This is a genomic window from Nocardioides agri (assembly GCF_013778305.1).
GTDB classification, from domain to species: Bacteria; Actinomycetota; Actinomycetes; order Propionibacteriales; family Nocardioidaceae; genus Nocardioides; species Nocardioides agri.
Window position 1 is genome coordinate 544,252 of sequence record NZ_JACEIC010000002.1, and the last position, 25,447, is coordinate 569,698.

Annotated in this window: 27 protein-coding genes; 6 read left to right on the plus strand and 21 right to left on the minus strand. The window is 72.6% G+C overall.

Annotation, left to right across the window (positions count from 1 at the left end):
- Positions 1–46 precede the first annotated feature (46 nt).
- The 12 genes from HZF07_RS07110 to HZF07_RS07165 form a co-directional block, all read right to left on the minus strand.
- Positions 47–484: an acyl-CoA thioesterase gene (locus tag HZF07_RS07110; protein ID WP_181644896.1), complete on the minus strand. Its 438-nt coding sequence runs from the start codon at positions 482–484 to the stop codon at positions 47–49.
- Positions 484–4,044 (minus strand): chromosome segregation protein SMC, encoded by a 3,561-nt coding sequence (smc, locus tag HZF07_RS07115; RefSeq protein WP_157340490.1) that lies wholly within the window; start codon positions 4,042–4,044, stop codon positions 484–486. The genes HZF07_RS07110 and smc overlap by 1 nt, the downstream gene beginning before the upstream one ends.
- A gap of 210 nt (positions 4,045–4,254) precedes the next feature.
- A complete protein-coding gene (locus HZF07_RS07120; protein WP_181644897.1) occupies positions 4,255–5,502 on the minus strand; it encodes an MFS transporter in 1,248 nt (415 codons plus the stop codon).
- Between the two features lie 56 nt (positions 5,503–5,558).
- Positions 5,559–5,771, minus strand: a complete 213-nt coding sequence (locus HZF07_RS07125; protein WP_157340492.1) for a hypothetical protein — start codon at positions 5,769–5,771, stop codon at positions 5,559–5,561.
- Between the two features lie 76 nt (positions 5,772–5,847).
- A complete protein-coding gene (gene mutM, locus HZF07_RS07130; protein WP_181644898.1) occupies positions 5,848–6,741 on the minus strand; it encodes a bifunctional DNA-formamidopyrimidine glycosylase/DNA-(apurinic or apyrimidinic site) lyase in 894 nt (297 codons plus the stop codon).
- Positions 6,742–6,750: 9 nt separating this feature from the next.
- Complete coding sequence (rnc, locus tag HZF07_RS07135; protein ID WP_181644899.1) at positions 6,751–7,593, minus strand: ribonuclease III; 843 nt, start codon at positions 7,591–7,593, stop codon at positions 6,751–6,753.
- Positions 7,514–7,699 (minus strand): 50S ribosomal protein L32, encoded by a 186-nt coding sequence (gene rpmF / locus HZF07_RS07140; protein ID WP_181644900.1) that lies wholly within the window; start codon positions 7,697–7,699, stop codon positions 7,514–7,516. Before rpmF ends, rnc begins: the two co-directional genes overlap by 80 nt.
- A gap of 33 nt (positions 7,700–7,732) precedes the next feature.
- The gene (locus HZF07_RS07145; protein WP_309504632.1) at positions 7,733–8,257 is read right to left on the minus strand and encodes a YceD family protein; all 525 of its coding nucleotides are present in this window, start codon (positions 8,255–8,257) and stop codon (positions 7,733–7,735) included.
- 107 nt (positions 8,258–8,364) lie between these two features.
- Entirely contained in the window at positions 8,365–8,847 is a 483-nt protein-coding gene (gene coaD, locus HZF07_RS07150) for a pantetheine-phosphate adenylyltransferase (RefSeq protein WP_157340494.1), read from the minus strand.
- Entirely contained in the window at positions 8,844–9,416 is a 573-nt protein-coding gene (gene rsmD, locus HZF07_RS07155; RefSeq protein ID WP_157340496.1) for a 16S rRNA (guanine(966)-N(2))-methyltransferase RsmD, read from the minus strand. Before rsmD ends, coaD begins: the two co-directional genes overlap by 4 nt.
- On the minus strand, positions 9,413–11,647 hold the full coding sequence (locus HZF07_RS07160) for an ATP-dependent DNA helicase RecG (protein WP_157340497.1): 2,235 nt from the start codon (positions 11,645–11,647) through the stop codon (positions 9,413–9,415). Before HZF07_RS07160 ends, rsmD begins: the two co-directional genes overlap by 4 nt.
- A gap of 10 nt (positions 11,648–11,657) precedes the next feature.
- Positions 11,658–13,316 carry a DAK2 domain-containing protein gene (locus tag HZF07_RS07165; protein ID WP_157340499.1) on the minus strand — a complete coding sequence of 553 codons (1,659 nt, stop codon included), beginning with the start codon at positions 13,314–13,316 and terminating at the stop codon, positions 11,658–11,660.
- 204 nt (positions 13,317–13,520) lie between these two features.
- Here HZF07_RS07165 and rpmB point away from each other — a divergent pair, with 204 nt between their 5' ends.
- The gene (rpmB, locus tag HZF07_RS07170; RefSeq protein ID WP_181644901.1) at positions 13,521–13,706 is read left to right on the plus strand and encodes a 50S ribosomal protein L28; all 186 of its coding nucleotides are present in this window, start codon (positions 13,521–13,523) and stop codon (positions 13,704–13,706) included.
- Between the two features lie 82 nt (positions 13,707–13,788).
- Here rpmB and HZF07_RS07175 read toward each other — a convergent pair whose 3' ends face one another.
- Positions 13,789–14,739, minus strand: coding sequence for a thiamine-phosphate kinase (locus HZF07_RS07175; RefSeq protein ID WP_157340503.1), 951 nt, complete (start codon positions 14,737–14,739; stop codon positions 13,789–13,791).
- 98 nt (positions 14,740–14,837) lie between these two features.
- Here HZF07_RS07175 and HZF07_RS07180 point away from each other — a divergent pair, with 98 nt between their 5' ends.
- Together HZF07_RS07180 and HZF07_RS07185 are read left to right on the plus strand one after the other, a co-directional pair.
- A complete protein-coding gene (locus HZF07_RS07180; protein WP_157340505.1) occupies positions 14,838–15,074 on the plus strand; it encodes an Lrp/AsnC family transcriptional regulator in 237 nt (78 codons plus the stop codon).
- 2 nt (positions 15,075–15,076) lie between these two features.
- Positions 15,077–15,547, plus strand: a complete 471-nt coding sequence (locus tag HZF07_RS07185) for a DUF3515 domain-containing protein (protein WP_157340507.1) — start codon at positions 15,077–15,079, stop codon at positions 15,545–15,547.
- Positions 15,548–15,559: 12 nt separating this feature from the next.
- On the opposite strand, the gene HZF07_RS07190 is transcribed toward HZF07_RS07185, so the two are convergent.
- Positions 15,560–16,699, minus strand: coding sequence for a D-alanine--D-alanine ligase family protein (locus tag HZF07_RS07190; protein ID WP_157340509.1), 1,140 nt, complete (start codon positions 16,697–16,699; stop codon positions 15,560–15,562).
- Between the two features lie 34 nt (positions 16,700–16,733).
- On the opposite strand from HZF07_RS07190, the gene HZF07_RS07195 reads away from it, so the two are divergent.
- Positions 16,734–17,783, plus strand: a complete 1,050-nt coding sequence (locus HZF07_RS07195) for a trans-sulfuration enzyme family protein (protein ID WP_157340511.1) — start codon at positions 16,734–16,736, stop codon at positions 17,781–17,783.
- On the opposite strand, the gene HZF07_RS07200 is transcribed toward HZF07_RS07195, so the two are convergent.
- A complete protein-coding gene (locus HZF07_RS07200; RefSeq protein WP_157340513.1) occupies positions 17,780–18,781 on the minus strand; it encodes an NAD(P)H-dependent glycerol-3-phosphate dehydrogenase in 1,002 nt (333 codons plus the stop codon). The two genes, HZF07_RS07195 and HZF07_RS07200, sit on opposite strands and share 4 nt — an antisense overlap.
- On the minus strand, positions 18,778–19,548 hold the full coding sequence (locus HZF07_RS07205; RefSeq protein WP_309504636.1) for a lysophospholipid acyltransferase family protein: 771 nt from the start codon (positions 19,546–19,548) through the stop codon (positions 18,778–18,780). The genes HZF07_RS07200 and HZF07_RS07205 overlap by 4 nt, the downstream gene beginning before the upstream one ends.
- 42 nt (positions 19,549–19,590) lie before the next feature.
- On the opposite strand from HZF07_RS07205, the gene cofC reads away from it, so the two are divergent.
- The gene (cofC, locus tag HZF07_RS07210; RefSeq protein ID WP_157340515.1) at positions 19,591–20,235 is read left to right on the plus strand and encodes a 2-phospho-L-lactate guanylyltransferase; all 645 of its coding nucleotides are present in this window, start codon (positions 19,591–19,593) and stop codon (positions 20,233–20,235) included.
- Positions 20,236–20,292: 57 nt separating this feature from the next.
- On the opposite strand, the gene HZF07_RS07215 is transcribed toward cofC, so the two are convergent.
- The 3 genes from HZF07_RS07215 to leuC form a co-directional block, all read right to left on the minus strand.
- A complete protein-coding gene (locus HZF07_RS07215) occupies positions 20,293–20,949 on the minus strand; it encodes an HU family DNA-binding protein (RefSeq protein ID WP_181644902.1) in 657 nt (218 codons plus the stop codon).
- A 269-nt stretch (positions 20,950–21,218) separates the two neighbouring features.
- Entirely contained in the window at positions 21,219–21,827 is a 609-nt protein-coding gene (gene leuD, locus HZF07_RS07220) for a 3-isopropylmalate dehydratase small subunit (RefSeq protein ID WP_157340519.1), read from the minus strand.
- A gap of 1 nt (position 21,828) precedes the next feature.
- Positions 21,829–23,244 (minus strand): 3-isopropylmalate dehydratase large subunit, encoded by a 1,416-nt coding sequence (leuC, locus tag HZF07_RS07225; RefSeq protein ID WP_157340521.1) that lies wholly within the window; start codon positions 23,242–23,244, stop codon positions 21,829–21,831.
- 93 nt (positions 23,245–23,337) lie between these two features.
- Between leuC and HZF07_RS07230 the strand changes: the two genes are divergently transcribed.
- Positions 23,338–24,060 carry an IclR family transcriptional regulator gene (locus HZF07_RS07230; RefSeq protein WP_157340523.1) on the plus strand — a complete coding sequence of 241 codons (723 nt, stop codon included), beginning with the start codon at positions 23,338–23,340 and terminating at the stop codon, positions 24,058–24,060.
- Between the two features lie 365 nt (positions 24,061–24,425).
- Here HZF07_RS07230 and HZF07_RS07235 read toward each other — a convergent pair whose 3' ends face one another.
- The gene (locus HZF07_RS07235) at positions 24,426–24,968 is read right to left on the minus strand and encodes an NUDIX domain-containing protein (RefSeq protein WP_157340525.1); all 543 of its coding nucleotides are present in this window, start codon (positions 24,966–24,968) and stop codon (positions 24,426–24,428) included.
- Positions 24,968–25,447, minus strand: a complete 480-nt coding sequence (locus HZF07_RS07240) for a methylated-DNA--[protein]-cysteine S-methyltransferase (RefSeq protein ID WP_157340527.1) — start codon at positions 25,445–25,447, stop codon at positions 24,968–24,970. The genes HZF07_RS07235 and HZF07_RS07240 overlap by 1 nt, the downstream gene beginning before the upstream one ends.

The window sequence follows — 25,447 nt, forward strand, 5'->3', positions numbered from 1 at the left end:
GCGTACCCGCTCCCTCACCGTGCCACACGGCCGGTGAGCAGACGACTCAGGCGCGCAGGAGCGGCTCGACTGCGGCGCGGATCACGTCGGGCATCGGCGTGGCCGGCCGCGCCGGGTCGGTGTTGTCGACGTAGACGTGCACGAACCGTCCCTCCGCCGCCGCCTCGTCGCCCTCCCCCTGGAAGAGACCGATCCGGTAGACGATGCTCGACGTGCCCACCTTGTCGACGACCAGCCCGGTCTCGATGGGCGCGGGGAAGCCGAGCTCGCGGAAGTAGCGGCACCCGGTCTCGGCGACCACGCCGATCTGCGGCAACGCCCGGATGTCGACGCCCGTGGCCTCGTAGAGGTGTGCGTTGACCGCGGTGTCGAACAGCTCGTAGTAGGTCGCGTTGTTGAGGTGGCCGTAGGCGTCGTCGTCGCGCCAGCGGGTGGTGACGGTCCGCCAGGCGACGTAGTCGGCCCGCGTGGGACGGTCGGCCACTACGCCGACTCGGCGTCGCGCAGCCGCTGGCTGATCACCGCGGAGACCCCGTCGCCCCGCATCGTCACGCCGTAGAGGGCGTCACCGACCTCCATGGTCCGCTTCTGGTGGGTGATGACGAGCAGCTGGGAGTTCTCCCGCAGCTCCTCGTAGATCTCCAGCAGGCGACCCAGGTTGGTGTCGTCGAGCGCGGCCTCGACCTCGTCGAGGATGTAGAACGGCGAGGGGCGGGCCTTGAAGAGCGCGACCAGGAACGCGACCGCGACCAGCGACCGCTCGCCGCCGGAGAGCAGCGAGAGTCGCTTCACCTTCTTGCCCGGCGGGCGGGCCTCGACCTCGACGCCGGTGTTGAGCATGTCGTCGGGAGCCGTCAGCACCAGCCGGCCCTCGCCACCCGGGAAGAGCCGCGCGAAGGTCTGGTCGAAGGCCTTGCTGACGTCGGCGTACGCCTCGGTGAAGACCTGCTCGACACGCTGGTCGACCTCGCGGACGATGTCGAGGAGGTCCTTGCGGGTCTTCTTGAGGTCCTCGAGCTGCTCGGTGAGGAACTTGTGCCGCTCCTCCATCGCCGAGAACTCCTCGAGCGCGAGCGGGTTGACCCGGCCGAGCTCGCGCAGCGCGCGCTCGGCGATCTTGAGCCGCTTCTGCTGCTCCTCGCGCACGTAGGGCACCGGCTCGGGCGTCACCGTGCCCTCGCCGTCCTCGGCCTCGACCGGGTGCTGGGGCACGAGCTGCTCGGGCCCGTAGTCGGCGACGAGGCCGTCGGCGTCGAGGCCGAGCTCCTCGAGCGCGCGCTCCTCGAGCTGCTCGATGCGCATCTTCTGCTGGGAGCGGGCGAGCTCGTCACGGTGGACGGAGTTGACCAGCTCGTCGTGCTCCTTGCCGAGCTCGCGCAGCGTGGCGCGGACCTCGCGGAGCTGCTGCTCCCGCCCGATGCGGGACTGCTCGACGGCGGCGCGGGCCTCCGCCGCGCGGTGGACGGAGACCTCGAGCCGCTGCAGCACGAAGCCGACGGCGACGCTGACCGCCTCGGCGGCCCGGCCCTCCCGAGCCAGCCGCTCACGGCGCTCCGCTGCCAGCGTGCGGGCCTCGCGCTCCTTCGCGGCGGCGCGCAGCAGGGCGTCGGCGCGGCCGTGGACGGCCCGGGCGCGCTCCTCGGACGTGCGCAGCGCCAGCCGGGCGTCCATCTCGCCCTGGCGGGCGGTGCGCGCCGCCTCGACGAGCTCCTCGCGGGCGGTGGTGTCGGGCTCGGTCTCCGGCGCCGCCTCGGCGGAGGCGAGCCGGGCCTCGAGGTCGGCGAGGCCGGCGACGGCCTGGGTGCGCGCCTCCTCGGCCTTCTCGATGGCCTGGGCGAGCCGCTCGGCCTCGCCGCGGGCGGCGCGGGCCTGGGAGCCGTACTGGCCGAGCTCCTCGGCGACCGCGGCGAGCGTGGCGTCGGACTCGTGCAGCTTCGCCAGGGCGACGTCGACGCGCTGCTGCGCGGCGAGCCGGTCGCTCTCGAGGCGCGACATCTCGAAGCCGAGCCGCTCGGAGGCGGCGACCGCCTCGGAGAGCTGCTGGGCGGCCTCGTCGACGGCGGCCTGGATCTCGATGAGGCTCGGCTGGCTGCTGGAGCCGCCGGACGCGAAGTGGCTGCCGATCAGGTCGCCGTCGCGGGTCACCGCGACGGCCTCCGGCAGGGCGGCGACCAGCGACCGGGCGGCGTCGAGGTCGTCGACGACCGCGACCCGGGCGAGCAGCCGGGTCAGCGCGGGGCGCACGTCGGCGGGGCACTCGACCGCGTCGACGGCGTACGTCGCTCCGGCGGGGAGGGCGGGCCAGTCGCGGTCGGGCTCCGGCGCGCCGCCGAGCAGCAGCCCGGCACGGCCGAGGTCGGCGCTCCTGAGGTGGCCGATGGCCTCGATCGCGGCGTCGCCGTCGCGGACGGCGACGGCGTCGGCGGCCGTGCCGAGCGCCTGGGCGACCGCGGTCTCGAAGCCGCTCCGGACAGTCAGGAGGGCGGCGACCGAGCCGAGCAGGCCGGAGACCTCGTCGCTGGCGGCCAGCAGGGCGCCGGCGCCGTCCTTGCGGTTGAGGCCGAGCTCGAGGGCGTCCTTGCGGGCCGCGAGCGCGCCGCGGTCGCGGTCGGCCTGCTGGGCCTCGTCGCGGGCCTTGGCGAGCCGCTCCTCGATGTCGTCGAGCGCGTGGGTGGCGGCCTCGTGCTCGGCGTCGAGGCCCTCCTCGCCGGCGTCGAGGCCGGCGACCTTCGTCTCCAGCGCGGTGAAGTCGCGCTGGGCGCGGTCGGCGCGGGCGACGGCCTCCTCGCGGGCGAGGGTCAGCCGGCCGACCTCCTCGTCGGCGGAGGCGGCGCGGGACTTGAGCACGTTGACCTGACCGTGCAGCCGGGCCAGGCCCTCGCGGCGGTCGGCGGACGCGCGCTGGAGCGCCGCGATCCTGCGGTCCTCCTCGGCGGCGGCGTCCTCGGCGGTACGACGTGCGCTCACCGCCTCCTCGAGCGCCGTGCGGTGCGCCTCGACCTCGGCGGCGATCCGGCGCTCCTGCTCGCGGGCCTGCTCGGCCTCGGCCTCGAGCGCCTCGGGGTCGCGGCCGGTGCGCTCCTCGACCTCCGCGGTGCCGGCGGCGTTGCGGATCCGCTCCGCGGCCAGCGACTGGGTGCCGCGCAGCCGCTCCCGCAGCCCGGAGAGCGCGAACCACGTCTCCTGCGCCTGCGCGAGCGCGGGCAGGTCCTCGCGCAGCGCGGCCTCGAGCGCCGCCTCGTTGTCGCGCAGGGTGGCGATCTCGCCCTCGACCTGCTCGCGGCGGGCGACCAGGATCGACTCGTCGGCCATCTCCTGCTGGAGCGCGGTGCGCGCGACGACCAGGTCGTCGGCGAGCAGTCGGGCCCGCGCGTCGCGCACGTCGGCCTGCACGGTCGCGGCCCGGCGGGCCACCTCCGCCTGCCGGCCCAGCGGCTTGAGCTGGCGTCGGATCTCGACGAGCAGGTCGTTGAGGCGGGTCAGGTTGCCCTCGGTGGAGTCGAGCTTGCGGAGCGCCTTCTCCTTGCGCTTGCGGTGCTTGAGGACGCCGGCGGCCTCCTCGATGAAGCCGCGGCGGTCCTCGGGGGTGGCGTGCAGGATCGTGTCGAGCTGGCCCTGGCCGACGATGACGTGCATCTCGCGGCCGATGCCCGAGTCGCTCAGCAGCTCCTGGACGTCGAGCAGGCGGCACGGGTTGCCGTTGATGGCGTACTCCGACCCGCCGCTGCGGAACATCGTGCGGCTGATCGTGACCTCGGAGTACTCGATCGGCAGCGCCCCGTCGGAGTTGTCGATCGTCAGCACCACCTCGGCGCGGCCGAGCGGCGGCCGGCCCGACGTACCGGCGAAGATGACGTCCTCCATCTTGCCGCCGCGCAGCGACTTGGCGCCCTGCTCGCCCATGACCCAGGCGAGGGCGTCGACGACGTTGGACTTGCCGGAGCCGTTGGGACCCACGATGCACGTGATCCCCGGCTCGAGCTGGAGCGTCGTCGCTGACGCGAAGGACTTGAATCCCTTGAGGGTCAGGCTCTTCAGGTACAACGTGAGGCTCCCAGCATCAGTGCGGTCGTCGGACTGAGGACGAGGTCAGCATCTTCGCAGCAAGCCTTGGGGGAAGCTCAGCGGGCCACACGATACCGGGCCACTCCCCCGATCCGTGGAATCAGCGGTACTTGTCCGACACGGCGGCCGGACCGGCGACCAGCACCCGGATCCCGAACTCGAGGTCGTCGCCGTCGCCGGTCGGCAGGGTCAGGCGGGGGCGGGCGCGTCCGCCTCGTCGGCATGGGCGATGTGGACGAGCTGGCGCCAGATGAGCACGACGAAGAGCGCCGAGCCGACGAACGCGAACCAGAACGGCGCGGTCACGCCCCACTCCCGGGCGATCAGGCCGCCGACGCCGGAGCCGACGACCAGGCCGCCGAAGACGCCGACCAGGTTGACGCTGCCGACCCGGCCCTGCAGCTCGGCGGGGACGGCGCGCTGCCGGATCGTCAGCGAGGTGGTGCCCCAGATGAAGGCGTGCGCACCGAACACGAAGAAGATCGCGAACGCGACCCACTTCGAGGTCGTCAGCGCGAGCGAGAGCATCGTGCAGGTCTCGAAGACCAGGCCGACGCGCATGAGGTTCCCCAGGCTGACGCGCCGGGTCAGCCAGCCGTAGCCGAGCGTGCCGCAGATCCCGCCCACCGCGGAGATCGTGGTGAGCAGGCCGAAGCCGATCGGGCCGAGCCCCAGCCGCTGCGTCGCGTAGAGCACGAGCACCGACCACGCGGCGCCGAAGGTGATGTTGAAGACGAAGATCGTCAGCACCAGGGTGCGTACGGCGGCGTGGTGCAGCACCCACCGGAACGCCTCGGCCACATCGTGGCTGATCGTGGTGACGGTCCCCGACTCACGACCGTGCGGCGGCAGCGCGACCCGCAGGACCAGCACCGCACCGAGCGCGACGACGCTCGCCTGGGCCGCGAACGGCACCGCGTGGCCCGCGGCGAAGAGCGCCGCCCCGATCGGCGGGCCGGCGAGCTGGTTGACCGTGATGAAGCCGGTGGTCAGCCGCGCGTTCGCGATCGCGAGGTCGTCACGCGCAACCAGCATCGGCATCAGCGTCGCGGTCGTGTTGTCCGCGAAGACCTCGGCCGTGCCGAGCAGGAACATCGCCACGAGCACGAGCGTGATCGAGGCGAGGTCGGTGGCGATCGCCATCGTCAGCAGCACGAGGACGAGCGCGCGCAGCAGGTCGACGGTGACGATGATCAGCCGGCGGTCGAGGCGGTCGGCGAGCGCTCCGGCGTACAGCCCGAAGACCAGCGGCGGCAGCCACTGGAGCAGCGCCGCGAGCGCCACCAGGCCCGGGTCGTGGGTCAGCGACGCGACCAGCAGCGGCCCGGCGGCCGCCGCGATGCCGTCGCCGAGGTTGGACACCCACGACGACGCGATCAGCCACCGGAACCCGTGGCCGAGGCGCGCCGGCGCGACGATCTCGACCAGGCTGCTCACAAGGGAGCGAGGCTAGTCGCTCGAGGGCACGACGTGCGAACCGATTGACGCCCGGGTCAGGCGGGCTGCATCTCCTGCTCCTGCATCGAGACGGCCTCGATGTCGAGCAGGCGTGCGGCCTCGGCGGCCAGCTTGTCGTTCTCCTCGGTGAGGCGCAGGACCAGCGCCTCCAGCTCGCCCACGCGCGCGCGCAACCGAGCATTGTCGGTCACGAGTCGGGCGGGGGTCCGCAGGTCGCTGTTCATGTATCCGATCAGCGCCTTGGCCATAGAAGAGCCTTCCAGGGTGTGGCGGGGGTCCGCGGTGGCGGGCCGTCTTCAAGAGTCCCACCGCAGCGCCCGCGGGTCAATCCGGTGACGGCACCGTTCCTGCCGGCGGTGCCGTACGGCGCCGCCGCGGCGCCGGCTGGCAGACCGGGCAGAAGTAGGACGAGCGGTTCATGAACGCCACCCGGCGGATCGGGGTGCCGCACCGCTCGCACGGCTCGCCCTCGCGCCCGTAGGCGTGCAGGGAGCGGTCGAAGTAGCCGGACTCGCCGTTGACGTTGACGTAGAGCGCGTCGAACGACGTGCCGCCCTGGCCGAGCGCGGCCACCATGACGTCGCGGGCGTGGCCGAGCAGCGTGCGCACCTGTGCGGCGGTGAGCCGGTCCCCCGGTCGCTCGCCGTGGACCCGGGCGCGCCAGAGCGCCTCGTCGGCGTAGATGTTGCCGACCCCGGAGACCAGGGCCTGGTCCAGCAGCTGCCGCTTGACCCCCGAGCTGCGCTTGCGGACCTTGCGGACGAACGCGTCCTCGTCGAACTCGGGGTCGAGCGGGTCGCGGGCGATGTGCGCGATCTCGGGCGGCAGGTCGGCGCCACCCTCGGAGACCGAGAGTCCGCCGAACATCCGCTGGTCGACGAAGCGCATCTCGCGGCCCTCCGCGGCCCCGTCGAGGGTGAACCGGACCCGGAGGTGCCGCTCGTCGGGGGCGTCCGGCGGCTGCACGAGCACCTGCCCGCTCATGCCGAGGTGGCCGAGCAGCGCGTCGCCGTTGTCGAGCGGGAGCCAGAGGTACTTGCCCCGGCGGCGGGCCGCCTCGATCCGGCGGCCGGTGAGCGCGGCGGCGAACCCGGCCGGGCCGCGCAGGTCGCGCCGCACGGGACGCGGGTGGAGGACGTCGACGCGGGTGATCGTCGCGCCGACGACGTGCCGCTCGATGCCGGCACGGACGACCTCGACCTCCGGCAGCTCGGGCACGAGCGTCGGTCAGTCCCGGCGCGCGGCGTCGACCGCGGCCTCGACCGCGGCGCCGACCGCGACGTCGACGACGCCGAGCTCCGCGGCGATCTCGCCGTACGCCGTCTCGGCGGAGGCCTGCTCGGCCTCCTTCTTCGACCGGCCCACGCCGTTGCCGTAGAGCTTGTCGCCGACGCGCACCTGGGCGGTGAAGGTCTTCATGTGGTCGGGGCCCTCGTCCGCGATGACGTACTCGGGGACGCCGAGGCCGTGCTCGGCGGAGAGCTCCTGGAGGGAGGTCTTCCAGTCCAGCCCCGCGCCGAGCGCGGAGGCGGCGTCGATCACCGGGTCGAAGAGCCGGTGGACGACGGGGTCGGAGGCCGCGAAGCCGCCGCTGAGGTGCACGGCGCCGATGACGGCCTCGACGGTGTCGGAGAGGATCGAGGCCTTCTCGCGACCACCGGTGCTCTCCTCGCCGCGGCCGAGCTTGACGTGCTCGCCGACGCCGATGGCGCGGCCGACTTCGGCCAGCGCGCGGGCGTTGACGACCGCGGCACGCAGCTTGGCCAGCCGGCCCTCGGAGAGGGTCGGGTGGGCGCGGTAGAGCGTCTCGGTCACCACCACGCCGAGGACGGAGTCACCGAGGAACTCCAGCCGCTCGTTCGTGGGGAGGCCACCGTTCTCGTAGGCGAAGGAACGGTGCGTGAGCGCGCGCTCGAGCAGCTCGGGGTCCAGGTCGGGGTCCCCGAGCGCTGCTCGCAGCGCCGCGTAGTTGGTCAGCGGACCGGACCGGTCAGAGGACCTGACGACGGTCGGCGCGCGCGCCGTACTGACCGCACTCGCCGCACGCACGGTGCGGGAGGTGCTTGGCACCGCAGGCGGGGTTCGCGCAGGTCACCAGCTGGGGCGCCACGGCCTTCCAGGCCGAGCGACGGTGACGCGTGTTGCTGCGCGACATCTTCCGCTTCGGGACAGCCACTGTTATCTCCTCTACCAGGACCGGGGGATCCGGTCAGTCTCGGTCTTGCTCGTCGTGCTGGAGGGCCGTCAGCCCCGCCCATCGCGGGTCGATCGGCGCATCGTGCGCGTGGTCCGGGTCGTCCTTGAGCCGCGCCCCGCAGTCGGGGCACATCCCGGGACAGTCGTCCTCGCACAGCGGCTGGAACGGTAGTGCGAGCACCACCGCGTCCCGCAGCAGGGGCTCGAGGTCGACCAGGTCTCCCTTGAGCGTGCTGACCTCGTCGTCCTCCTCGGAGGGGTGGCGCTGGTCCTCGTAGACGAACAGCTCCTGGAGGTCGACCACCGACTCGTCGGAGATCTCGTCCAGGCACCGTGCGCACTCACCGACGAGCTCGACCGCAGCCGTGCCCGTCACCAGCACCCCCTCCATGACCGCTTCCAGCCGCAGGTCGAGCTCGACCTGCGAACCTTCCGGGACACGGAGGACTTCGATGCCCAGATCTGCCGGTGCTGGAACCGTCAGCGTCACCTGGTGCTGGGACCCCGGGCGGCGGCCGAGCTCGCGGGTGTCGAGCACGAGCGGCGCTCTCGGGTCCAGGCTGCTCAGGTTTCTACTTCCAGTTCCAGGCACAAACAGATCGACGTGAATCGTACCGGTCCGTCCCGGACACGGGCAAAAGCGGACTACCGCCGACCGGCGACCCGCTCGACCAGCCGGCCGTGGACGGTGTCCGGCACGAGCGCGGAGACGTCGCCGCCGAGGCTCGCGACCTCCTTGACCAGGCTCGACGAGACGTAGCCCCACGACGCGTGCGTGGTGAGGAACACGGTCTCCACGCCGGTCAGGTGGCTGTTCATCTGCGCCATCGGCAGCTCGTACTCGTAGTCGTTGCCGCCCCGCAGGCCCTTGACGATGGCCTGGGCGCCGATCTCGCGGCAGAAGTCCACGATGAGGCCCGTGAAGCCGCTCACGGTGACGTTGGGCAGGTCCGCGCACACCTCGCGCAGCATCTCCAGCCGCTCGTCGGGATCGAACAGCCGCGACTTCGAGGGGTTCGTGCCGGTCGCGACGACCAGCTCGTCGAAGATCGCGGCGGCCCGCCGGATGATGTCGAGGTGACCGTTGGTCACCGGGTCGAACGATCCGGGGCACACGGCGCGGGTCATGGCGTGGAAGATACCGCCTCGGCGTACCAGAGCGTGGTCTCGCCGTAGCGCTTGGCGCGGACGTCGGTGAACCCGTCGGGCCAGGTGGGCTCGGGGCTGCGCGCGGAGCGCTCGACGACCACGAGCGCGCCCGGCACCAGCCAGCCGTGGCCGGCCAGGGCGGCCAGGTCGTCGGCGAGGTCGTCCTCCCCCAGCGGGTAGGGCGGGTCGAGGAACGCGACGTCGTACGGCGCGCTCGGCGACTTGCGCAGCGTCGCGGCGACGCTCGCGGCGATGGCGTTGGCCTTCGGGAAGCCGATGGCGCGGGCGTTGTCGGCGATCAGCGCCGCGGTGCGCCGGTCGGACTCGACGAGCGTGACGACACCGGCGCCGCGGGACCAGGCCTCGAGGCCGACCGCGCCCGACCCGGCGTACAGGTCGAGGAAGCGGAGCCCGTGCAGCGAGCCGCACCACGACTCGACCGCCGAGAAGAGCGCCTCGCGCACCCGGTCGCTCGTGGGCCGCGTGGCCGCGCCCCGCGGGGTCGCGAGCCGTCGCCCGCCGGCCGCGCCGCCGATGATCCGCGTCATGACTTGTCCATGTACTCGGACCGGACGGACGCCTCGAGGTCGGCGACCTCGCGGGCCAGTTGCGGGGCGTCGCGGAGGTCGGCGTCGGCGTCCAGCAGCTCGCCGGCGGCCCGCCGGGCCTCCACGATCGTCTTCTCGTCGCGCAGCACGCGCAGATTGTGCAGCCCGGAGCGGTATCCCGACTGCGATTTGCCGAGAACGTCGCCCTCACGCCGCTGCTCGAGGTCGACGCGGCTGAGCTCGAAGCCGTCGGTGGTGGCCTGGACGGCGTCGAGCCGGTCGCGGGCGGGCGAGCCGGCCTCCGCCCGGGAGACCAGCAGGCAGAGGCCGGGGTGGCCGCCCCGGCCGACCCGGCCGCGGAGCTGGTGGAGCTGGGAGACGCCGAACCGGTCGGCGTCGAGCAGCACCATCGCGGTCGCGTTGGCGACGTCGACGCCGACCTCGATGACGGTCGTCGACACGAGCACGTCGATGTCACCGGCGGCGAACGCCCGCATCACCCGGTCCTTCTCGTCGGGCGGCAGCTTGCCGTGCAGGCGCTCGACCCGGAGCCCCGCGAGCGGCCCCTCGGCCAGCAGGGCCGCGACCTCCTCCACCGCCGAGAGCCCGCCGGCCGGCTGTCCGGGGGCGACCGTGTTGCCGTCCTCGTCGAGGTCGAGCTGGTCGGACTCCCCCTGCTCCTGCTCGTCGCCGGTGATCCGCGGGCACACGACGTAGGCCTGGTGGCCCTTCTCGACCTCCTCGCGCACCCGCTCCCAGACCCGGCCGAGCCAGCCGGGGTGCTCGGCCAGCGGCACGACGTTGGTCTGGATCGGCGCGCGGCCGGCCGGGAGCTCGGTGAGCGTCGAGGTCTCGAGGTCGCCGAAGACCGTCATCGCGACCGTCCGCGGGATCGGGGTCGCGGTCATCACCAGCACGTGCGGCGGGCTGCCGGCCTTGTCGGTGAGCGCCGCGCGCTGCTCGACGCCGAAGCGGTGCTGCTCGTCGACGACGACCAGCCCGAGGTCGGCGAAGATCACCTTCTCCTCGAGCAGCGCGTGGGTGCCGACGACGATCCCGGCCTCGCCGGTCGCCAGCCGCGACATCGGCTCGGTGCGCTGCGCCTTGGTCATCGAGCCGGTGAGCAGCTCGACGTTGGTGGCGTCGGCCGCGCCGCCGAGCATCCCGCCGGCGGCGAGGTCGCCGAGCATCGCGGTGATCGAGCGGTGGTGCTGCTGGGCGAGCACCTCGGTCGGCGCCAGCAGCGCCGCCTGGCCGCCCGAGTCGACGACGCGCAGCATCGCCCGGAGCGCCACCAGCGTCTTGCCGGAGCCGACCTCGCCCTGGAGCAGGCGGTTCATCGGATGCGGCTGGGCCAGGTCGGTCTCGACCTGCGCGCCGATCTCGCGCTGCCCGCCGGTGAGCTCGAAGGGCAGCCGCGCGTCGAACGCCTCGAGGAGCCCACCGCCGCCCGTGCGCGCCTGGGCACCGAGCGCGTGCACCGCACGGCGACGTCGCGCGAGCACGAGCTGGGTGACCAGGGCCTCCTCGAAGCGGAACCGCCGCTGCGCCCTGCTGATCTCGGAGTGGTCGTCGGGCGCGTGGATCCACTCCAGCGCCTGACGGGCGTCGAGCAGGTCGTACTCCTCGCACACCGCGGCAGGGATGAGGTCCGGCACCTCGTCGACCACGGTCAGCGCGAACGCGATCGCCTTCTGGATGTCCCACGAGTCGACGCCCTTGGTGAGCGGGTAGATCGGGTAGTAGGCGCGCAGCTTCTCCAGCGAGAGCTCGGCGAGGTCCTCGCCGCCGCTGCCGAAGAGCACCATCTGGGGGTTGGTGAGCTGCCAGTCGCCGCGGAAGCTGCCGACCTTGCCGAGGAAGATCCCCTGGCGGCCCTCGGCGAGCCGGTTGAGGTTCCACTCGGCGATCCGGTCGGACTGGGCGAAGAACGACATCCGCAGCACCGCGCCGTCGGCGTGCACCACGGTGTCGACGCGGTACGCCGGGCGGCCGGTGCGGCGGTCGGTGTAGGTGTTCTTCCTCGGCTTCCCGAGTCGGCCGGAGAACGTCAGCATCTCGCCGTCCTGCAGCTGGCCCAGCCGGGTGAGCTCGCCGGTCTTGATGTAGCGCCGCGGGAAGTGGTGCAGCAGGTCGCCGACCGTGCGCAGGCCGAGCCGCTCGACGATGCCGTCGCGCTTCTTCTTCTGGTCGCCGAGCACCGTGGCGACCGGGGAGTCGAGCGTGATCATCGAACGGCCTTCACTCAGCGGACATCAACAGCGGGTAGCGGGGCTGTCCTCCGTCGTACACCACGACGTCGACGGCGGGATGCTGGTCCTCGACGTATGCCGCGCATCGGGTAGCGAGGGAGCCGTCGGCGTCCTCCTCGCCCGCGACGATCGTGACCAGCTCGCCGCCACCGGCCAGCAGCCGGTCCAGCACCTCGGTGGCGACGGTGTAGAGGTCCTTCCCCACGACCGCGAAGTCGCCGGCGATCACGCCGAGCGCGTCGCCCGGCTCGCACGGGCCGGCCATCGTCATCGCCTGCCTGGCGGCCACGGTGACGGCGCCCTGGCGGGCGTGCCGCGCGGTGGCGGTCATCTCCAGCACGTCCTGGTCGAAGTTGCGGCCCGGCTCGTGGACGGCGACCGCCGCGAGTCCGGTGACCTGGGCGTGGGTCGGGATGACCGCGACCCGGATCGCGCCGGCGAGGTCGGCCTCCGCGGTGCGGGCAGCGATCTCGGCGGCTCGGACGGTGTCGGCGTCGTTGGGCAGCACGACGACCTCGGCGGCCCCGCACCCGACGATCGCCTCGTGGAGCTCGCCGGCCGACGCGCGCCGGCCCGGCCCGCCGAGCACGACGACGGCCTCCGCCTCCTCGAAGAGCGCGGCGAGGCCCGGACCCGCGGCCACCGCGACGACCCGACGGCCGGTGCGGCTCGGCGCCATCCGCGGCCCGGCCTCGGCGACCTGCTCCGCGAAGTGGGTGACGCGGACGCGGTGCGGCCGCCCCGCCTCGATGCCCGCCTCGATCGCGGCGCCGACGTCGTCCACGTGGACGTGGACGTTCCAGATGCCGTCGCCGCCGACGACCACGAGCGAGTCGCCGAGGGTGCCCAGCGCCGCACGCAGCGTGCCGATCGCGTCGTCCTCGGCGTCGAGCAGGTACATCACCTCGTACGCCGGCCCGTCGGGCGTCAGGTCGCCGGCCAGGTCGGGTTGCGGCACCGGGATGTGGCGCGAGCCGATCGGGCTGGTGACCGGCACCGGACGACGCCCGGTCAGCACGGTCTCCGCGGCGTCGAGGATCACGCTGACGCCGCGCCCGCCGGCGTCGATGACGCCGGCCTGGGCGAGGGCGGGCAGCTGCTCGGGGGTGTGGGCGAGCGCCTCCCGGGCGCCGGCCGCCGCCGCGACGAACACGTCCCGGGCGCGCGTGGTGCTCGGGTCGAGCGCCTCCGCCGCCTCGGCCGCGGCCCGGATCACGGTGAGCATGGTGCCCTCGACCGGCGTACCGACCGCGGCGTAGCTGGCATCGGCCGCGCACCGCACCGCCTGCGTCATCACCTGGGCGTTGCGCTCGTCGGGGCTCGCCTCGGCGACCCGGCGGGCGATCGCACCGAGCATCTCGCTGAGGATGACCCCGGAGTTGCCGCGGGCGCCGAGCAGCGCGCCGCGGGCGAACGCCCCGAGCGCGACCCCGACGTCGGCGTCCGGATCGGCTTCCGCGACCGCGCGGATCGCGTCGCGCCCGGCGGTCACCGTGAGGTACATGTTCGTGCCGGTGTCGCCGTCGGGCACCGGGTAGACGTTGAGCGCGTCGATCTCCTCGCGGGCCGCGGCGAGCGCGTCGGTGGCCAGGTCCACGAACCGCAGCACGACCTCGAGCGTGATGACGCCGCTGCGCGGAGTTTCCATCGCCGTCCTCGCTGTGCAGACTTCTCGGGGAGACTTCTCGGTGAGACCTGTCGTCGTGCGCCGGCGGTCCGCCGGGAGATGAGTGCCACAGGCTAGTGGCAGTCATCCGGATTTTCGCCTCGGCCGGGTGGTCCGATACTCTTGTGCGGTTGCCCGTCCGCGGGCCCTCGTTCTCAAGACCATCGATTCGTTCAGGAGTACCTCGTGGCTGCCGTCTGCGACATCTGCGCCAAGAAGCCGGGCTTCGGCAACAACCGGCCGTGGTCGCGCAAGATCACGAAGCGTCGCTTCGACCCCAACATCCAGCGCGTCCGTGCCAAGGTCAACGGCACCCCCAAGCGCCTCAACGTCTGCACCGGCTGCCTCAAGGCCGGCAAGGTCACCCGCTGACCTGACGCCTCGACAAGGCCCCGACCCTCGTGGTCGGGGCCTTTTCGCTTGTCCTGGGCCGGGCAGGACGCGACGAGTCGCGCTAGAAGTGCGTCCAGCCGGTGGGGCCCTCGTACTCAGCGCCGTCGACGGTGACGCCGGAGCCCTGGCCGACGGCACCGATGACCGACCAGCCCTCCGGCACGTCCGACACCGAGGCGTAGGTCGCGAGCAGCGCGTGGTCGTCTCCCCCGCCGAGGATGAACGAGATCGGCTCCGCGCCGAGCGCGGCACCGACCGCGTGCAGGGGCTCGGGCACGTCGAAGGCCGAGGTGTGCACGTCGACGGCGACCCCGGACGCCGCGGCGATGTGGCCGAGGTCGGCGAGCAGTCCGTCGGAGACGTCGATCATCGAGGTGGCACCCGCCTCGGCGGCGACCCGCCCGGCGTCGTACGGCGGCTCCGGGCGCCGGTAGGCCTCGACGAGTGCGCGGGGAGACCGGAAGCCGCGGCCGAGGACGGCGAGGCCTCCGGCGGCCCAGCCCTGCCTGCCGTGGAGCGCCAGGACGTCGCCCGGCCGGGCGCCCGAGCGCAGCACCGGTGCCTGCGTGCAGGCGCCGAGCACCGTCACCGCGATGACGATCTCGCTGGCGCGGGTGAGGTCGCCACCGACGACGCTCGCGCCGACGAGCGAGCACTCCTCCGCGAAGCCGCGGGCGAAGTCGAGCGCCCACTGCACCGGCAGGTCGGCGGGCGCCGCGAGACCCACGGTCAGCGAGTGCGCCCGGCCGCCCATCGCGTTGATGTCGGAGAGGTTCTGGGCGGCCGCGCGGTGCCCGACGTCCTCGGCGCTCGCCCAGTCGCGCCGGAAGTGGCGTCCCTCGACGACCAGGTCCGTCGAGACCACGACGTGGCCGTTGCGCACCCGCAGCACCGCCGCGTCGTCCCCGGGACCGACCAGCACCTGCTCGCCCTGGGGGAACAGGTCCACGAAGGCGGCGATCAGGCCGAACTCGCCCGCGTCGGCCAGCGTCGCGTCAGGTGGGTAGCCCATGGGGCCCATCCCACCAGATGACGGCACTGGTACCGCACGGTAGGTTGACCGACGACACACCGCCCGCTGCACAACCCGCTCAAACCAGGGAGAGCTCGATGGTCGTCCAGGCGTACATCCTGATCCAGACCGATGTCGGCAAGGCCGCCGAGGTGGCCAACGCGATCGCCCAGGTCAAGGGCGTCACCCTGGCCGAGGACGTCACCGGCCCCTACGACGTGATCGTCCGAGCCGAGGCCCGCAACGTCGACGAGCTCGGCAAGCTGGTGGTCTCCAAGGTCCAGAGCCTCGACGGCATCACCCGCACGCTGACCTGCCCGGTCGTCCACATCTGAGCGTGCACCCGGCGCACCGACGCCCCTGGACCCTCGTGGCCGGGGGCGTCGTCGTCTGTGCGCTCCTCAGCGCCTGCGGTCCGCCGACGATCGAGACCGGCGACCTGACGGACGCCGAGGACCGGGCCTGCCGCGACCTCGTGGCCGCGCTGCCCGCCTCTCTCGCCGGGCAGGACTCCGTCGAGGTCGAGGGCGACACCGAGCACGGCGCGGCCTGGGGCGACCCGCCGATCGTGCTCACCTGCGGCGTGGACGCGCTGGACATCAGCGACGCCCCTCCGTGCACGGTCGTCGACGGAGTCGGCTGGGTGGTCCCCGACGAGGGCGGGGACGAGACGGTGTTCACCGCGGACGGCTACCGCCCGCGGGTCCAGGTCGTCGTGCCGGACGACTACGCACCGGAGGCCGAGGCGCTGGTCGCGCTCGCGCCCCTGGTCGAGCGCTACACCGAGGTCGAGGACCGGTGCCTCTAGGGCGTCCTCGTCCTAGCGCAGCCCGATGTCGCGGGCGAGCGCGAGCCTGATCAGCCGGTCCACCAGCGCAGCGTAGTCGACCCCCGACGCCGCCCACATCCGTGGGTACATCGAGGTCGGCGTGAAGCCGGGCATCGTGTTGATCTCGTTGACCACGACCCGGCCGTCGGGCAGAACGAAGAAGTCGACGCGGGCCAGGCCCTCGCCGCCGACGGCCTCGAACGCCTGCACGGACATCTCCCGGATCTGCCCGGCGACCTCGTCCGGCAGGTCGGCCGGCACGTCGAGCTCGGTGTGCTCCTCGGGGAGGTACTTGGCCGCGAAGTCGTAGAACTCGTGCTCGCCGGAGATCCGGATCTCCGCCGGCACGCTGGTCTCGGGGGTGCCGTCGAGCGCCTGGAGCACGCCGCACTCGACCTCGCGAGCGCCTCCGGCGTACGCCTCGAGGAGGACCTTGGGGTCGTAGCGGAGCGCCTCGTCCATGGCGGCGTCGAGCTCGGACTCGTCGTGCACCTTCGAGATGCCGATGCTCGAGCCGCCCCGGGCGGGCTTCGCGAAGAGCGGGTAGCCGAGCGACGCGGCGCGCTCCCGCGCGGCCACCTGGTCGTGCTCCCACTGGCGGGCGGTGACGGTCACGGACGGCAGGACCGGCAGGCCGGCCGCGGCGAGCACGACCTTCATGTAGGACTTGTCCATGCTGACCGCCGAGGCCAGCACCCCGGCGCCGACGTAGCGCACGCCGGCCATCTCGAGCATGCCCTGGATGGTGCCGTCCTCGCCCCACGGGCCGTGGAGCACCGGGAACACGACGTCCACGTCGCCGAGGGTGCGCGGGGGCTCCGCGGGCTCGGTGACGACCAGGCCCGTCGACGCCGCCTCGGGGGCGAGCGTCACGCTCGCGCGGCTGCCGTCGACCTCGGGGAGCCCGTCGGGGCCCTGGATCCGCAGGCGGTCGGGGTCGCCGGACTCGAGGACCCAACGACCGTCGGTGGCGATGCCGATCGGCACGACGTCGTAGGCCGCCGAGTCGATCGCGGCCAGGACGCTGCCGGCCGTGACGCACGAGATCGCGTGCTCGCTCGACCGGCCTCCGAAGACGACGGCGACGCGGGGCTTGCGCCCAGGACTGGCGGGATCGTTGGACTCGTTCATCGCGACCGACCCTATCGGGCCTAACCTCTGGGGCATGAAGCCCGCCACCGTCGCCGTCACCGCCGGACGCCCGCCCCACGAGCCGGACCGGCCGCTCAGCGAGCCGATCACGATGGCGTCGACGTACGTCGCGACGGGCGGCCTCGAGTACGGCCGCTACGGCAACCCGACGTGGGCGGCGTTCGAGGCGGCGCTCGGCGCGCTGGAGGGCGGCCGGGCGCTGGCCTTCTCCTCCGGCATGGCGGCCGTGACGACGGTGCTCGACCTGGTCGGGCACGACGCGCTCGTCGTCGCGCCGGCGCACTCCTACACCGGCACCCTGCTCCAGCTCGCCGACCTCGAGAGCCGGGGCCGGCTGCGCACCAAGCTCGTCGACATCACCGACACCGAGGCGGTCGTCGCCGCGTGCGAGGACGCCGCGCTGGTGTGGTTCGAGTCGCCCACCAACCCGGCGCTCGAGCTCGCCGACATCCAGCGCATCGCCGAGGCGGCCCACGCTGCGGGCGCCTACGTCGTCGTCGACAACACCTTCGCCACTCCCCTGCGCCAGCAGCCGATCGCGCTCGGCGCCGACCTGGTCGTGCACTCGGCGACGAAGTACCTCGCGGGCCACAGCGACGTGCTGATGGGCGCGGTCGTGGCGGCCGACGACCAGCTCTACGCGGTGCTCAAGGGCCGGCGGGACCTGCTCGGCGCGACCCCGGGCACGTTCGAGGCCTGGCTGGCCCTGCGCGGGATCCGTACGCTGCACGTGCGACTCGACCGTGCGGAGGCCAACGCCCGCGTGCTGGTCGAGCGCCTGACCGGGCACCCCGCGCTCGAGGAGGTCCGCTACCCCGGCTTCGGCGGCATCATCTCCGCGGTGCTCGCCGGCGGCGAGGAGCCCGCCGACCGGCTGGTCCGGTCGACGTCGCTGTGGGTGCACGCGACGTCGCTGGGCGGCGTCGAGTCGACCTTCGAGCGACGCCGGCGCTGGAAGGCCGAGCCCGCGACCATCCCCGACGGGCTGGTGCGGTTGTCCGTCGGCATCGAGGACGTCGAGGACCTCTGGGCCGACCTCGAGCAGGCGCTCGCGGCCCTCTAGTCCGTCTCGGCCTTGGTGTCGCGGGCGATGAAGGCGTCCATCATCTCGGTGGCGGTCATCCGGCCGTCGACCACGGCGTCGACGTGGTGCGCGATCGGGGCGTCGACGCCGGTGCGCTGGGCCAGCGCGAGCAGCGACGAGCAGGACTTCGCGCCCTCGGCGACCTGCCGGGTCGAGGCGTAGATGTCCGCCGTGGTCATGCCCTGCCCGAGCTTCTCGCCGAACGTGCGGTTGCGCGACAGGGGCGAGGAGCAGGTCGCGACCAGGTCGCCGAGCCCGGCCAGGCCCATGAGCGTCAGCGGGTTGGCGCCCAGCGCCATCGCGAGGCGAGCGGTCTCGGCGAGGCCACGGGTGATGACCGACGCGGTGGTGTTGTCGCCGAAGCCGAGCCCGACGGCCATGCCCACCGAGAGCGCGACGACGTTCTTGTAGGCGCCGCCCAGCTCGCAGCCGAGCACGTCCACGCTCGTGTAGGGCCGGAACGCCGGCGAGTGCACCCGGGCCTGCAGCATCTTGGCGACGTCCTCGTCGGCGCAGGCGACCACGGAGGCGGCCGGCTCGCGGCGCGCGATCTCCTTGGCCAGGTTGGGGCCGCTGATGACGGCGATGCGCTCGGGACCCGCGTCGGTGATCTCGGCGATCACCTGGCTCATCCGCTCCAGGGTGCCGAGCTCGACGCCCTTCATCAGCGAGACGAACACCGCGCCGGGCTCGACGTACGGCGCCCACTCGGTGAGGTTGGCGCGCAGCGACTGCGACGGCGTGGCGAGCACGACGACGTCGGCGCCGTGCATCGCCTTCTCGACGTCATGGGTCGCCTGGACGGCCGGGGGCAGCTCGATGCCGGGGAGGTACTCGGAGTTCTCGCGCTGCGCGTTGACCGTCTGCGCGACCTCCTCGCGGCGGGCCCAGAGCGTCACGTCGTTGCCGGCGTCGGCGAGCACGATCGAGAACGCGGTGCCCCAGGACCCGGCGCCGAAGACGGCGACCTTGCTCATTCGGCGCCCTCCTGCGGCGTCTTGTTGGGGTTGCCCATCTGGCGCACGCCCGCCTTCTTCATGTCGAAGCGCTCGGCGGGCGCCACCTCGCCCCGGACCTCCTCGACCAGGCCGGTGATCACCGCCATGATCCGGTCGGTCGCCTCCTGGATGACCGCCAGGGTGCGCGGCTCCTTGGCCGCGATGTCGCTGAGGTCGATCGGCTCGCCGACCTTCATCCGGATCAGCTTGCGGGGAAAGAGGTCGGGCTTCTTCGCGTACGGCGCGAGCAGCTGCTGCGCGCCCCATTGGCCGACCGGGATCACCGGACAGCCGGTCTCGAGCGCGATGCGCGCCGCGCCGGACTTGCCGGTCATCGGCCAGCCGTCGGGGTCGCGGGTGATGGTGCCCTCGGGATAGACCACGACGCACTTCCCGTCGTGGACCGCCTGCACGGCGGCGTCGAACGCGCCGGCGGCGTTCTTGCTCATCCGCTCGACCGGGATCTGCCCGGCGGCCCGGAAGAAGGCGCCCAGCGCCTTGTTCTTGAACAGGCCGGACTTCGCGAGGTAGTGCGGCAGCCGGCCGTGGTCGTAGACCAGGTGGGCCGCCGTGAGCGGGTCGACGTGCGAGACGTGGTTGAGCACGATGATGCAGCCGCCGGTCGCCGGGATGTTCTGGCCGTCGATCCACTCGTGCTTCGTGGTCGACACCAGGGCCGCCCTCACGATGGGCTCGGCGAACACCCACGCCCAGCTGCGCTTCTCCTGCATCTTGCGAACGACCACCTGCGCAGGCTACTCGGTCCCGGACCTGACAAGATCGTCGCGATGTCCGTGTCCTCCGTCCTTCGCCAGTACGCCGTCCTGGTGCCCGTCAAGCCGCCGGCAGTCGGCAAGTCCCGGCTCGCCGGGCTCGACGCCCCGGCGCGCCGTGCGCTCGCCGAGGCGTTCGCGCAGGACACCGTGCTCGCCTGCCTGCGCGCCGAGCGGGTCGCCCAGGTGCTGGTCGTCACCGATGACGCCCGCTTCTCGCAGGTGCTCTCCTCCCTCGGCTGTGCGGCGATCCCCGACGGCGTCGCCGGCGACCTCAACGGCACCCTGCGGCAGGCAGCCGCGGAGGCGCACCGTCGCTGGCCGGACCTCGCCCCGGTGGCACTCTGCGCTGACCTGCCGGCGCTCCGGCCCGCCGACCTGGACCTGGTGCTCTCGGGTCTCCCCTCGGACCGCCCGAGCTTCGTCCCGGACGCGATCGGCATCGGCACGACGCTGTACGCCGCCCCGGCTGCCGCGTTCGACCCGCACTTCGGGCCCGGCTCGCGCGCCGCCCACATCGCGGCCGGCGCGCACGAGGTCAGCGACGCACCCGCGTCGGTGCGCCGCGACGTCGACGACCAGGACGACCTGGCCGACGCGAAGGACCTCGGGCTCGGTGCGAGCACCTCCGTCGCTGTGATCGCCACCGAGGGAGCATGACGAACGGGCCGCCACCCCGAGGGTGACGGCCCGTTCGACGGGTAGCGACGGCGAGCGTCAGGCCTTCTTGGCCGTCTTCTTCGCCGGAGCCTTCTTGGCGGGCGCCTTCTTGGCGGCCGTCTTCTTCGCCGGAGCCGCCTTCTTGGCGGTCACGGCCTTCTTGGCGGGGGCCTTCTTGGCGGGCGCCGTCTTCTTGGCGGGGGCCTTCTTGGCCGCCGCCTTCTTGGCCGGAGCCGCCTTCTTGGCCGGAGCCGTCTTCTTCGCCGGAGCCGCCTTCTTCGCGGCGGGCGCCTTCTTGGCGGGAGCGGCCTTCTTGGCCGGAGCCGTCTTCTTCGCCGGGGCCGCCTTCTTGGCGGCAGCAGCAGCCTTCTTCGCCGGACCCGCAGCTGCCTTCTTCGCGGCTGCCGGTGCGGACAGCGTCAGCTTCGGGAGCTTCTTGGCGCCCGAGACGACGTTCTTGAGGTCCGCGCCGGCGGTGAACTTCGGCACGGCGGTCTTCTTGGCCTTGATCCGCGCACCCGTCTGCGGGTTGCGCACCCACCGAGCCTCGCGGACCCGCTTCTCGAACGAGCCGAAGCCGGTGATCGCGACCTTCTCGCCCTTGGCGACCTCTCGCGTGATCGTGTCCAGAACGGCCTCGAGGGCGTGCGAAGCAGCCTTCTTGTTCCCCTCGAAACGAGTGGAGAGCGCCTCGACAAACTCTGACTTGTTCACTGTCTTCCCTTCCAATGAACGACTGTGGTCGAGCCCGTGCTCGACTTTCTTCAACGCACGCTAGGTAAACCGGGCGTTACTCACAATCACCCCACGGCGTTTCGCGGCGTGTTTTTGGCATCGTCGAATTGCGAGATCGGCTCAGCAGTGGGGATATCCGGCCCTTTGACGCGCCATTTCGCACTCCCCGACGAGCGTGCCCGAAATGCAACGATGCCGAGATTTCCCAACCAGGACAGGGAAATCTCGGCATCGGAGGCCGGTGGCGATCAGCTCGCCGGCAGCGTCGCCGCCTTCCAGGACGGCCGGTTCGCCTCGTAGGCGGCGATGTCGGCCTCGTGACCCAGGGTGATGCCGATGTCGTCCAGCCCCTCGAGCAGCCGCCAGCGCGTGTAGTCGTCGATGTCGAAGGAGTCCTCGATCGCATCCGGGCCATCGCCGGCGCGCACGGTGCGCGACTCGAGGTCGACGGTCACGGTCGCGCCCGGGTTCTCGTCGAGGTGGTCCCAGAGTCGCTGGACGACCTTCTCGTCGACCGTGCCGGCCAGCAGACCGGCCTTGCCGGAGTTGCCCCGGAAGATGTCGCCGAAGCGCGGCGACAGCACGGCCTTGAAGCCGTAGTTCTGCAGCGCCCACACCGCGTGCTCGCGCGACGACCCGGTGCCGAAGTTCGGGCCGGCGACCAGGACCGAGCCCTCGGCGTACACCGGGTTGTTGAGGACGAACGACGGGTCGTTGCGCCACGCGGCGAACAGGCCGTCCTCGAACCCGGTGCGCGTGACGCGCTTGAGGTACTCGGCCGGGATGATCTGGTCGGTGTCGACGTCGCTGCGGCGCAGCGGGACCCCGACACCGGTGTGCGTCGTGAACTTCTCCATGTCAGTTGCTCCCCACGGTCTGGAGGTCGGCGGGCGACGAGAGGGTGCCGCGGATCGCGGTCGCCGCGGCGACCGGCACCGAGACCAGGTGCGTGCGACCGCCCTTGCCCTGGCGGCCCTCGAAGTTGCGGTTGGACGTGGACGCGCTGCGCTCGCCCGGCGCGAGGGTGTCGGGGTTCATGCCCAGGCACATCGAGCAGCCCGCACCGCGCCACTCCGCCCCGGCCTCCTTGAAGACCAGGTCCAGGCCCTCGGCCTCGGCCTCGAGCCGGACCCGCGCCGAACCGGGCACGACGAGCATCCGGGTGCCGTCGGCGACCTTGTGGCCCTTGATGACGGCCGCGGCCTCGCGCAGGTCCTCGAGACGACCGTTGGTGCAGGAGCCGACGAAGACCGTGTCGACCCGGACCTCGCGCAGCGGCGTACCGGCCTCGAGGTCCATGTAGCGCAGCGCGTTCTCGGCGGCGACCTTGTCGGACGCGTCCTCGAAGTCCTCGGGAGACGGCACGGTGCCGCCCAGCGGCGCGCCCTGGCCGGGGTTGGTGCCCCACGTGACCCACGGCGTGATGTCGGCGGCGTCGACGACGACCTCCTTGTCGAAGACGGCGTCGTCGTCGGTGACCAGCGTCCGCCAGTGCGCGAGGGCCGCGTCCCACTCGGCGCCCTTCGGGGCCTCGGGCTTGTCCGCGAGGTAGGCGAAGGTGACCTCGTCCGGCGCGATCATGCCGGCCTTGGCACCCCACTCGATGCTCATGTTGCACACGGTCATCCGGGCCTCCATCGAGAGCTCGCGGATCGCCTGTCCGCGGTACTCGACGATGAAGCCCTGCCCACCGCCCGTGCCTTCCTGGGTGATCAGGTAGAGGATCAGGTCCTTGGCGGTGACGCCCTCGGGCAGCGAGCCGTTGACGGTGACGGCCATCGTCTTCGGCCGCGCCTGCGGCAGCGTCTGCGTGGCGAGGACGTGCTCGACCTCGGAGGTGCCGATGCCATGGGCGATCGCGCCGAACGCGCCGTGCGTCGACGTGTGGGAGTCGCCGCAGACGATCGTCATGCCCGGCTGCGTCAGACCGAGCTGCGGGCCGACGACGTGCACGATGCCCTGCTCGATGTCGCCGAGCGGGTGCAGCCGGACGCCGAACTCCTCGCAGTTCCTGCGCAGGGTCTCGACCTGCGTGCGCGAGACCGGGTCGGCGATCGGCTTGTCCCAGTCGAGGGTCGGGACGTTGTGGTCCTCGGTCGCGAGGGTCAGGTCGGGGCGCCGTACCTGGCGGCCGGCGAGGCGAAGGCCGTCGAAGGCCTGCGGCGAGGTCACCTCGTGGATGAGGTGGAGGTCGATGAAGAGGAGGTCCGGCTCCCCCTCGACCGAGCGCACGACGTGCTCGTCCCACACCTTCTCTGACAGGGTCTTGCCCATCGGACTACCTCTCCCTCACGCCTTCGCGAACTTCCTGCGATCTCACAAACCGTACCACTTGCATCCCAGGTTGTGAGACGGCAGTATTGCCATATGGACAACTCCAGCGGTGTCGGCGTTCTCGACAAGGCCGCTCTCGTGCTCACTGCCCTCGAGTCCGGTCCGGCCACCCTGGCCGGCCTGGTCGCGGGCACCGGACTGGCCCGACCGACCGCGCACCGGCTCGCGGTGGCGCTCGAGCACCACCGCCTGGTCGCACGAGACATGCAGGGTCGCTTCGTCCTCGGCCCGCGACTCGCGGAGCTGTCCGCCGCGGCCGGCGAGGACCGGCTGCTCGCCACTGCTGGCCCGGTCCTCGCGCGCCTGCGCGACATCACCGGCGAGTCCGCCCAGCTCTGGCGGCGCCAGGGCGACCACCGCGTCTGCGTGGCCGCCGCCGAGCGGCCGAGCGGGCTGCGCGACACGATCCCGGTCGGCTCCCAGCTCACCATGCGCGCCGGCTCCGCCGCCCAGGTGCTGCTGGCGTGGGAGGACCCGGAGCGGATGCACCGCGGCCTCCAGAACTCGGCCTTCTCGGCGGCCGCGCTGTCCGGCGTACGCCGCCGCGGCTGGGCACAGTCGGTCGGCGAGCGCGAGCAGGGCGTCGCCTCGGTGTCCGCCCCGGTCCGCTCCCCCGGCGGCAAGATCATCGCCGCCGTCTCCGTCTCCGGCCCGCTGGAGCGCCTCTCCCGTCAGCCCGGCCGCATGCACGCACCCGCCGTCCTCGCCGCCGCCGAGCGGCTCAGCGAGTCGCTGCGGAGGGCTGCGGCGGAGTAGCCCTTCGTCCGCCGGCGGCGGCGGCATACCCACAGACGAAGTGGTGGCTCCGAGGGCCCGGGAACGACCAGAACGTCTGTGGCTATCCCGATGATTCGGTCCGGACATCGTGTCGCGTACCCACAGACGAAGTGGTGGCTCCGAGGGCCTGGGACCGACCAGAACGTCTGTGGCTATCCCGGTGAGCGGTCCGGACACCTCGTCGCATACCCACAGACGAAGTGGTGATTCCGAACCCGCGGGAACGACCACAACGTCTGTGGCTATCCCGGTGAGCGATACCCACAGACGACGTGGTGGTCCCGAACCCCCGGGAACGACCGGAACGTCTGTGGGTATGCCGCCGGGTGGGGCAGCAGGCAGGGTCAGCCGATCCGGCCACACGCGAGCGCGGCCAGCATCAGGCACGAGATCGACTCGCTGTCGTGGATCTCGCCGGTGCGCACGAGCTCCATCACCTGCGGCCAGGGGGCGCTCAGCACCTCCGTGATGCCCTCCTCGTCCGGGCTGCCGCCACCTTGGTCTGCGAGGCCCCGGGCGAGGAACACCTCGGCGCGGGCGTCGGCCACGCCGTTGAGCGCGTAGACGTGCCCGAGGCGGGTCCACGTGCTCGCCGTGCGGCCGGTCTCCTCGCGGAGCTCGCGCTGCGCCGCCACGAGGAGGTCCTGCCCGTCCGAGCCGCCGGCCGGGACCTCGAGCGACATCCGGCCGATCGTGTAGCGGAAGAGCCGCACCAGCAGCACCTCGCCCGCGTCGGTCACCGGGACGACGAACACCGCGGGATGGCGCACCTCGGTCACGCCGTAGAGGCCGACGCTGCCGTCGGGGCGGGTGACGTCGTCCTCGCGCACCCGGATCCACGGGTTCTCGTAGACGGTGCGGGACCCGTGGGTCTGCCAGTCCCCCATCAGAAGAGGGCGTCCTGCTCCAGCTCGAGGAGCAGCTGCTTGCGCTCGAGGCCCCCGGCGTAGCCGGTGAGCGTGCCGTTGGCGCCGATGATCCGGTGACAGGGGATCACGATCGGGATCGGGTTGCGCCCGTTGGCGAGGCCGACGGCGCGGGACGCCGCGTTGGTGTGGCCGAGCCGGTGCGCGATCTCGCCGTACGACGCGGTCTCGCCCCAGCCGACCAGGAGGAGCTGGTCCCACACGCGGCGCTGGAAGTCGCTGCCCTCGGGCGCGAGGGGGAGGTCGAACTCCTTGAGGTCGCGGGCGAAGTACGCCGTCAGCTGACGCACGCACTCGACGAGCACCGGGTGGTCGTCCGCGCGGTCGCCGCGCACCCGACCGTCGTGGTCACGGAACGGCGAGAACTCGATCGCGGTGATCGCCCCGCTGTGCTCGACGATGCGCAGCTCGCCGACCGGCGAGTCCATCAGGGTCCACAT

Coding starts and splice junctions, on each gene's coding strand:
- leuC (WP_157340521.1), bottom strand. CDS start 23,244: ATGGGCAAGACCCTGTCAGAGAAGGTGTGGGACGAGCACGTCGTGCGC.
- HZF07_RS07190 (WP_157340509.1), bottom strand. CDS start 16,699: ATGAACGAGTCCAACGATCCCGCCAGTCCTGGGCGCAAGCCCCGCGTC.
- HZF07_RS07165 (WP_157340499.1), bottom strand. CDS start 13,316: ATGGAAACTCCGCGCAGCGGCGTCATCACGCTCGAGGTCGTGCTGCGG.
- HZF07_RS07195 (WP_157340511.1), top strand. CDS start 16,734: ATGAAGCCCGCCACCGTCGCCGTCACCGCCGGACGCCCGCCCCACGAG.
- coaD (WP_157340494.1), bottom strand. CDS start 8,847: ATGACCCGCGCCGTGTGCCCCGGATCGTTCGACCCGGTGACCAACGGT.
- rsmD (WP_157340496.1), bottom strand. CDS start 9,416: ATGACGCGGATCATCGGCGGCGCGGCCGGCGGGCGACGGCTCGCGACC.
- HZF07_RS07240 (WP_157340527.1), bottom strand. CDS start 25,447: ATGTGGACCCTGATGGACTCGCCGGTCGGCGAGCTGCGCATCGTCGAG.
- leuD (WP_157340519.1), bottom strand. CDS start 21,827: ATGGAGAAGTTCACGACGCACACCGGTGTCGGGGTCCCGCTGCGCCGC.
- HZF07_RS07160 (WP_157340497.1), bottom strand. CDS start 11,647: ATGATCACGCTCGACTCCCCGGTCGCCACGGTGCTCGGCGACCAGAAG.
- HZF07_RS07200 (WP_157340513.1), bottom strand. CDS start 18,781: ATGAGCAAGGTCGCCGTCTTCGGCGCCGGGTCCTGGGGCACCGCGTTC.
- HZF07_RS07175 (WP_157340503.1), bottom strand. CDS start 14,739: ATGGGCTACCCACCTGACGCGACGCTGGCCGACGCGGGCGAGTTCGGC.
- HZF07_RS07235 (WP_157340525.1), bottom strand. CDS start 24,968: ATGGGGGACTGGCAGACCCACGGGTCCCGCACCGTCTACGAGAACCCG.
- HZF07_RS07230 (WP_157340523.1), top strand. CDS start 23,338: ATGGACAACTCCAGCGGTGTCGGCGTTCTCGACAAGGCCGCTCTCGTG.
- cofC (WP_157340515.1), top strand. CDS start 19,591: ATGTCCGTGTCCTCCGTCCTTCGCCAGTACGCCGTCCTGGTGCCCGTC.
- HZF07_RS07125 (WP_157340492.1), bottom strand. CDS start 5,771: ATGGCCAAGGCGCTGATCGGATACATGAACAGCGACCTGCGGACCCCC.
- HZF07_RS07180 (WP_157340505.1), top strand. CDS start 14,838: ATGGTCGTCCAGGCGTACATCCTGATCCAGACCGATGTCGGCAAGGCC.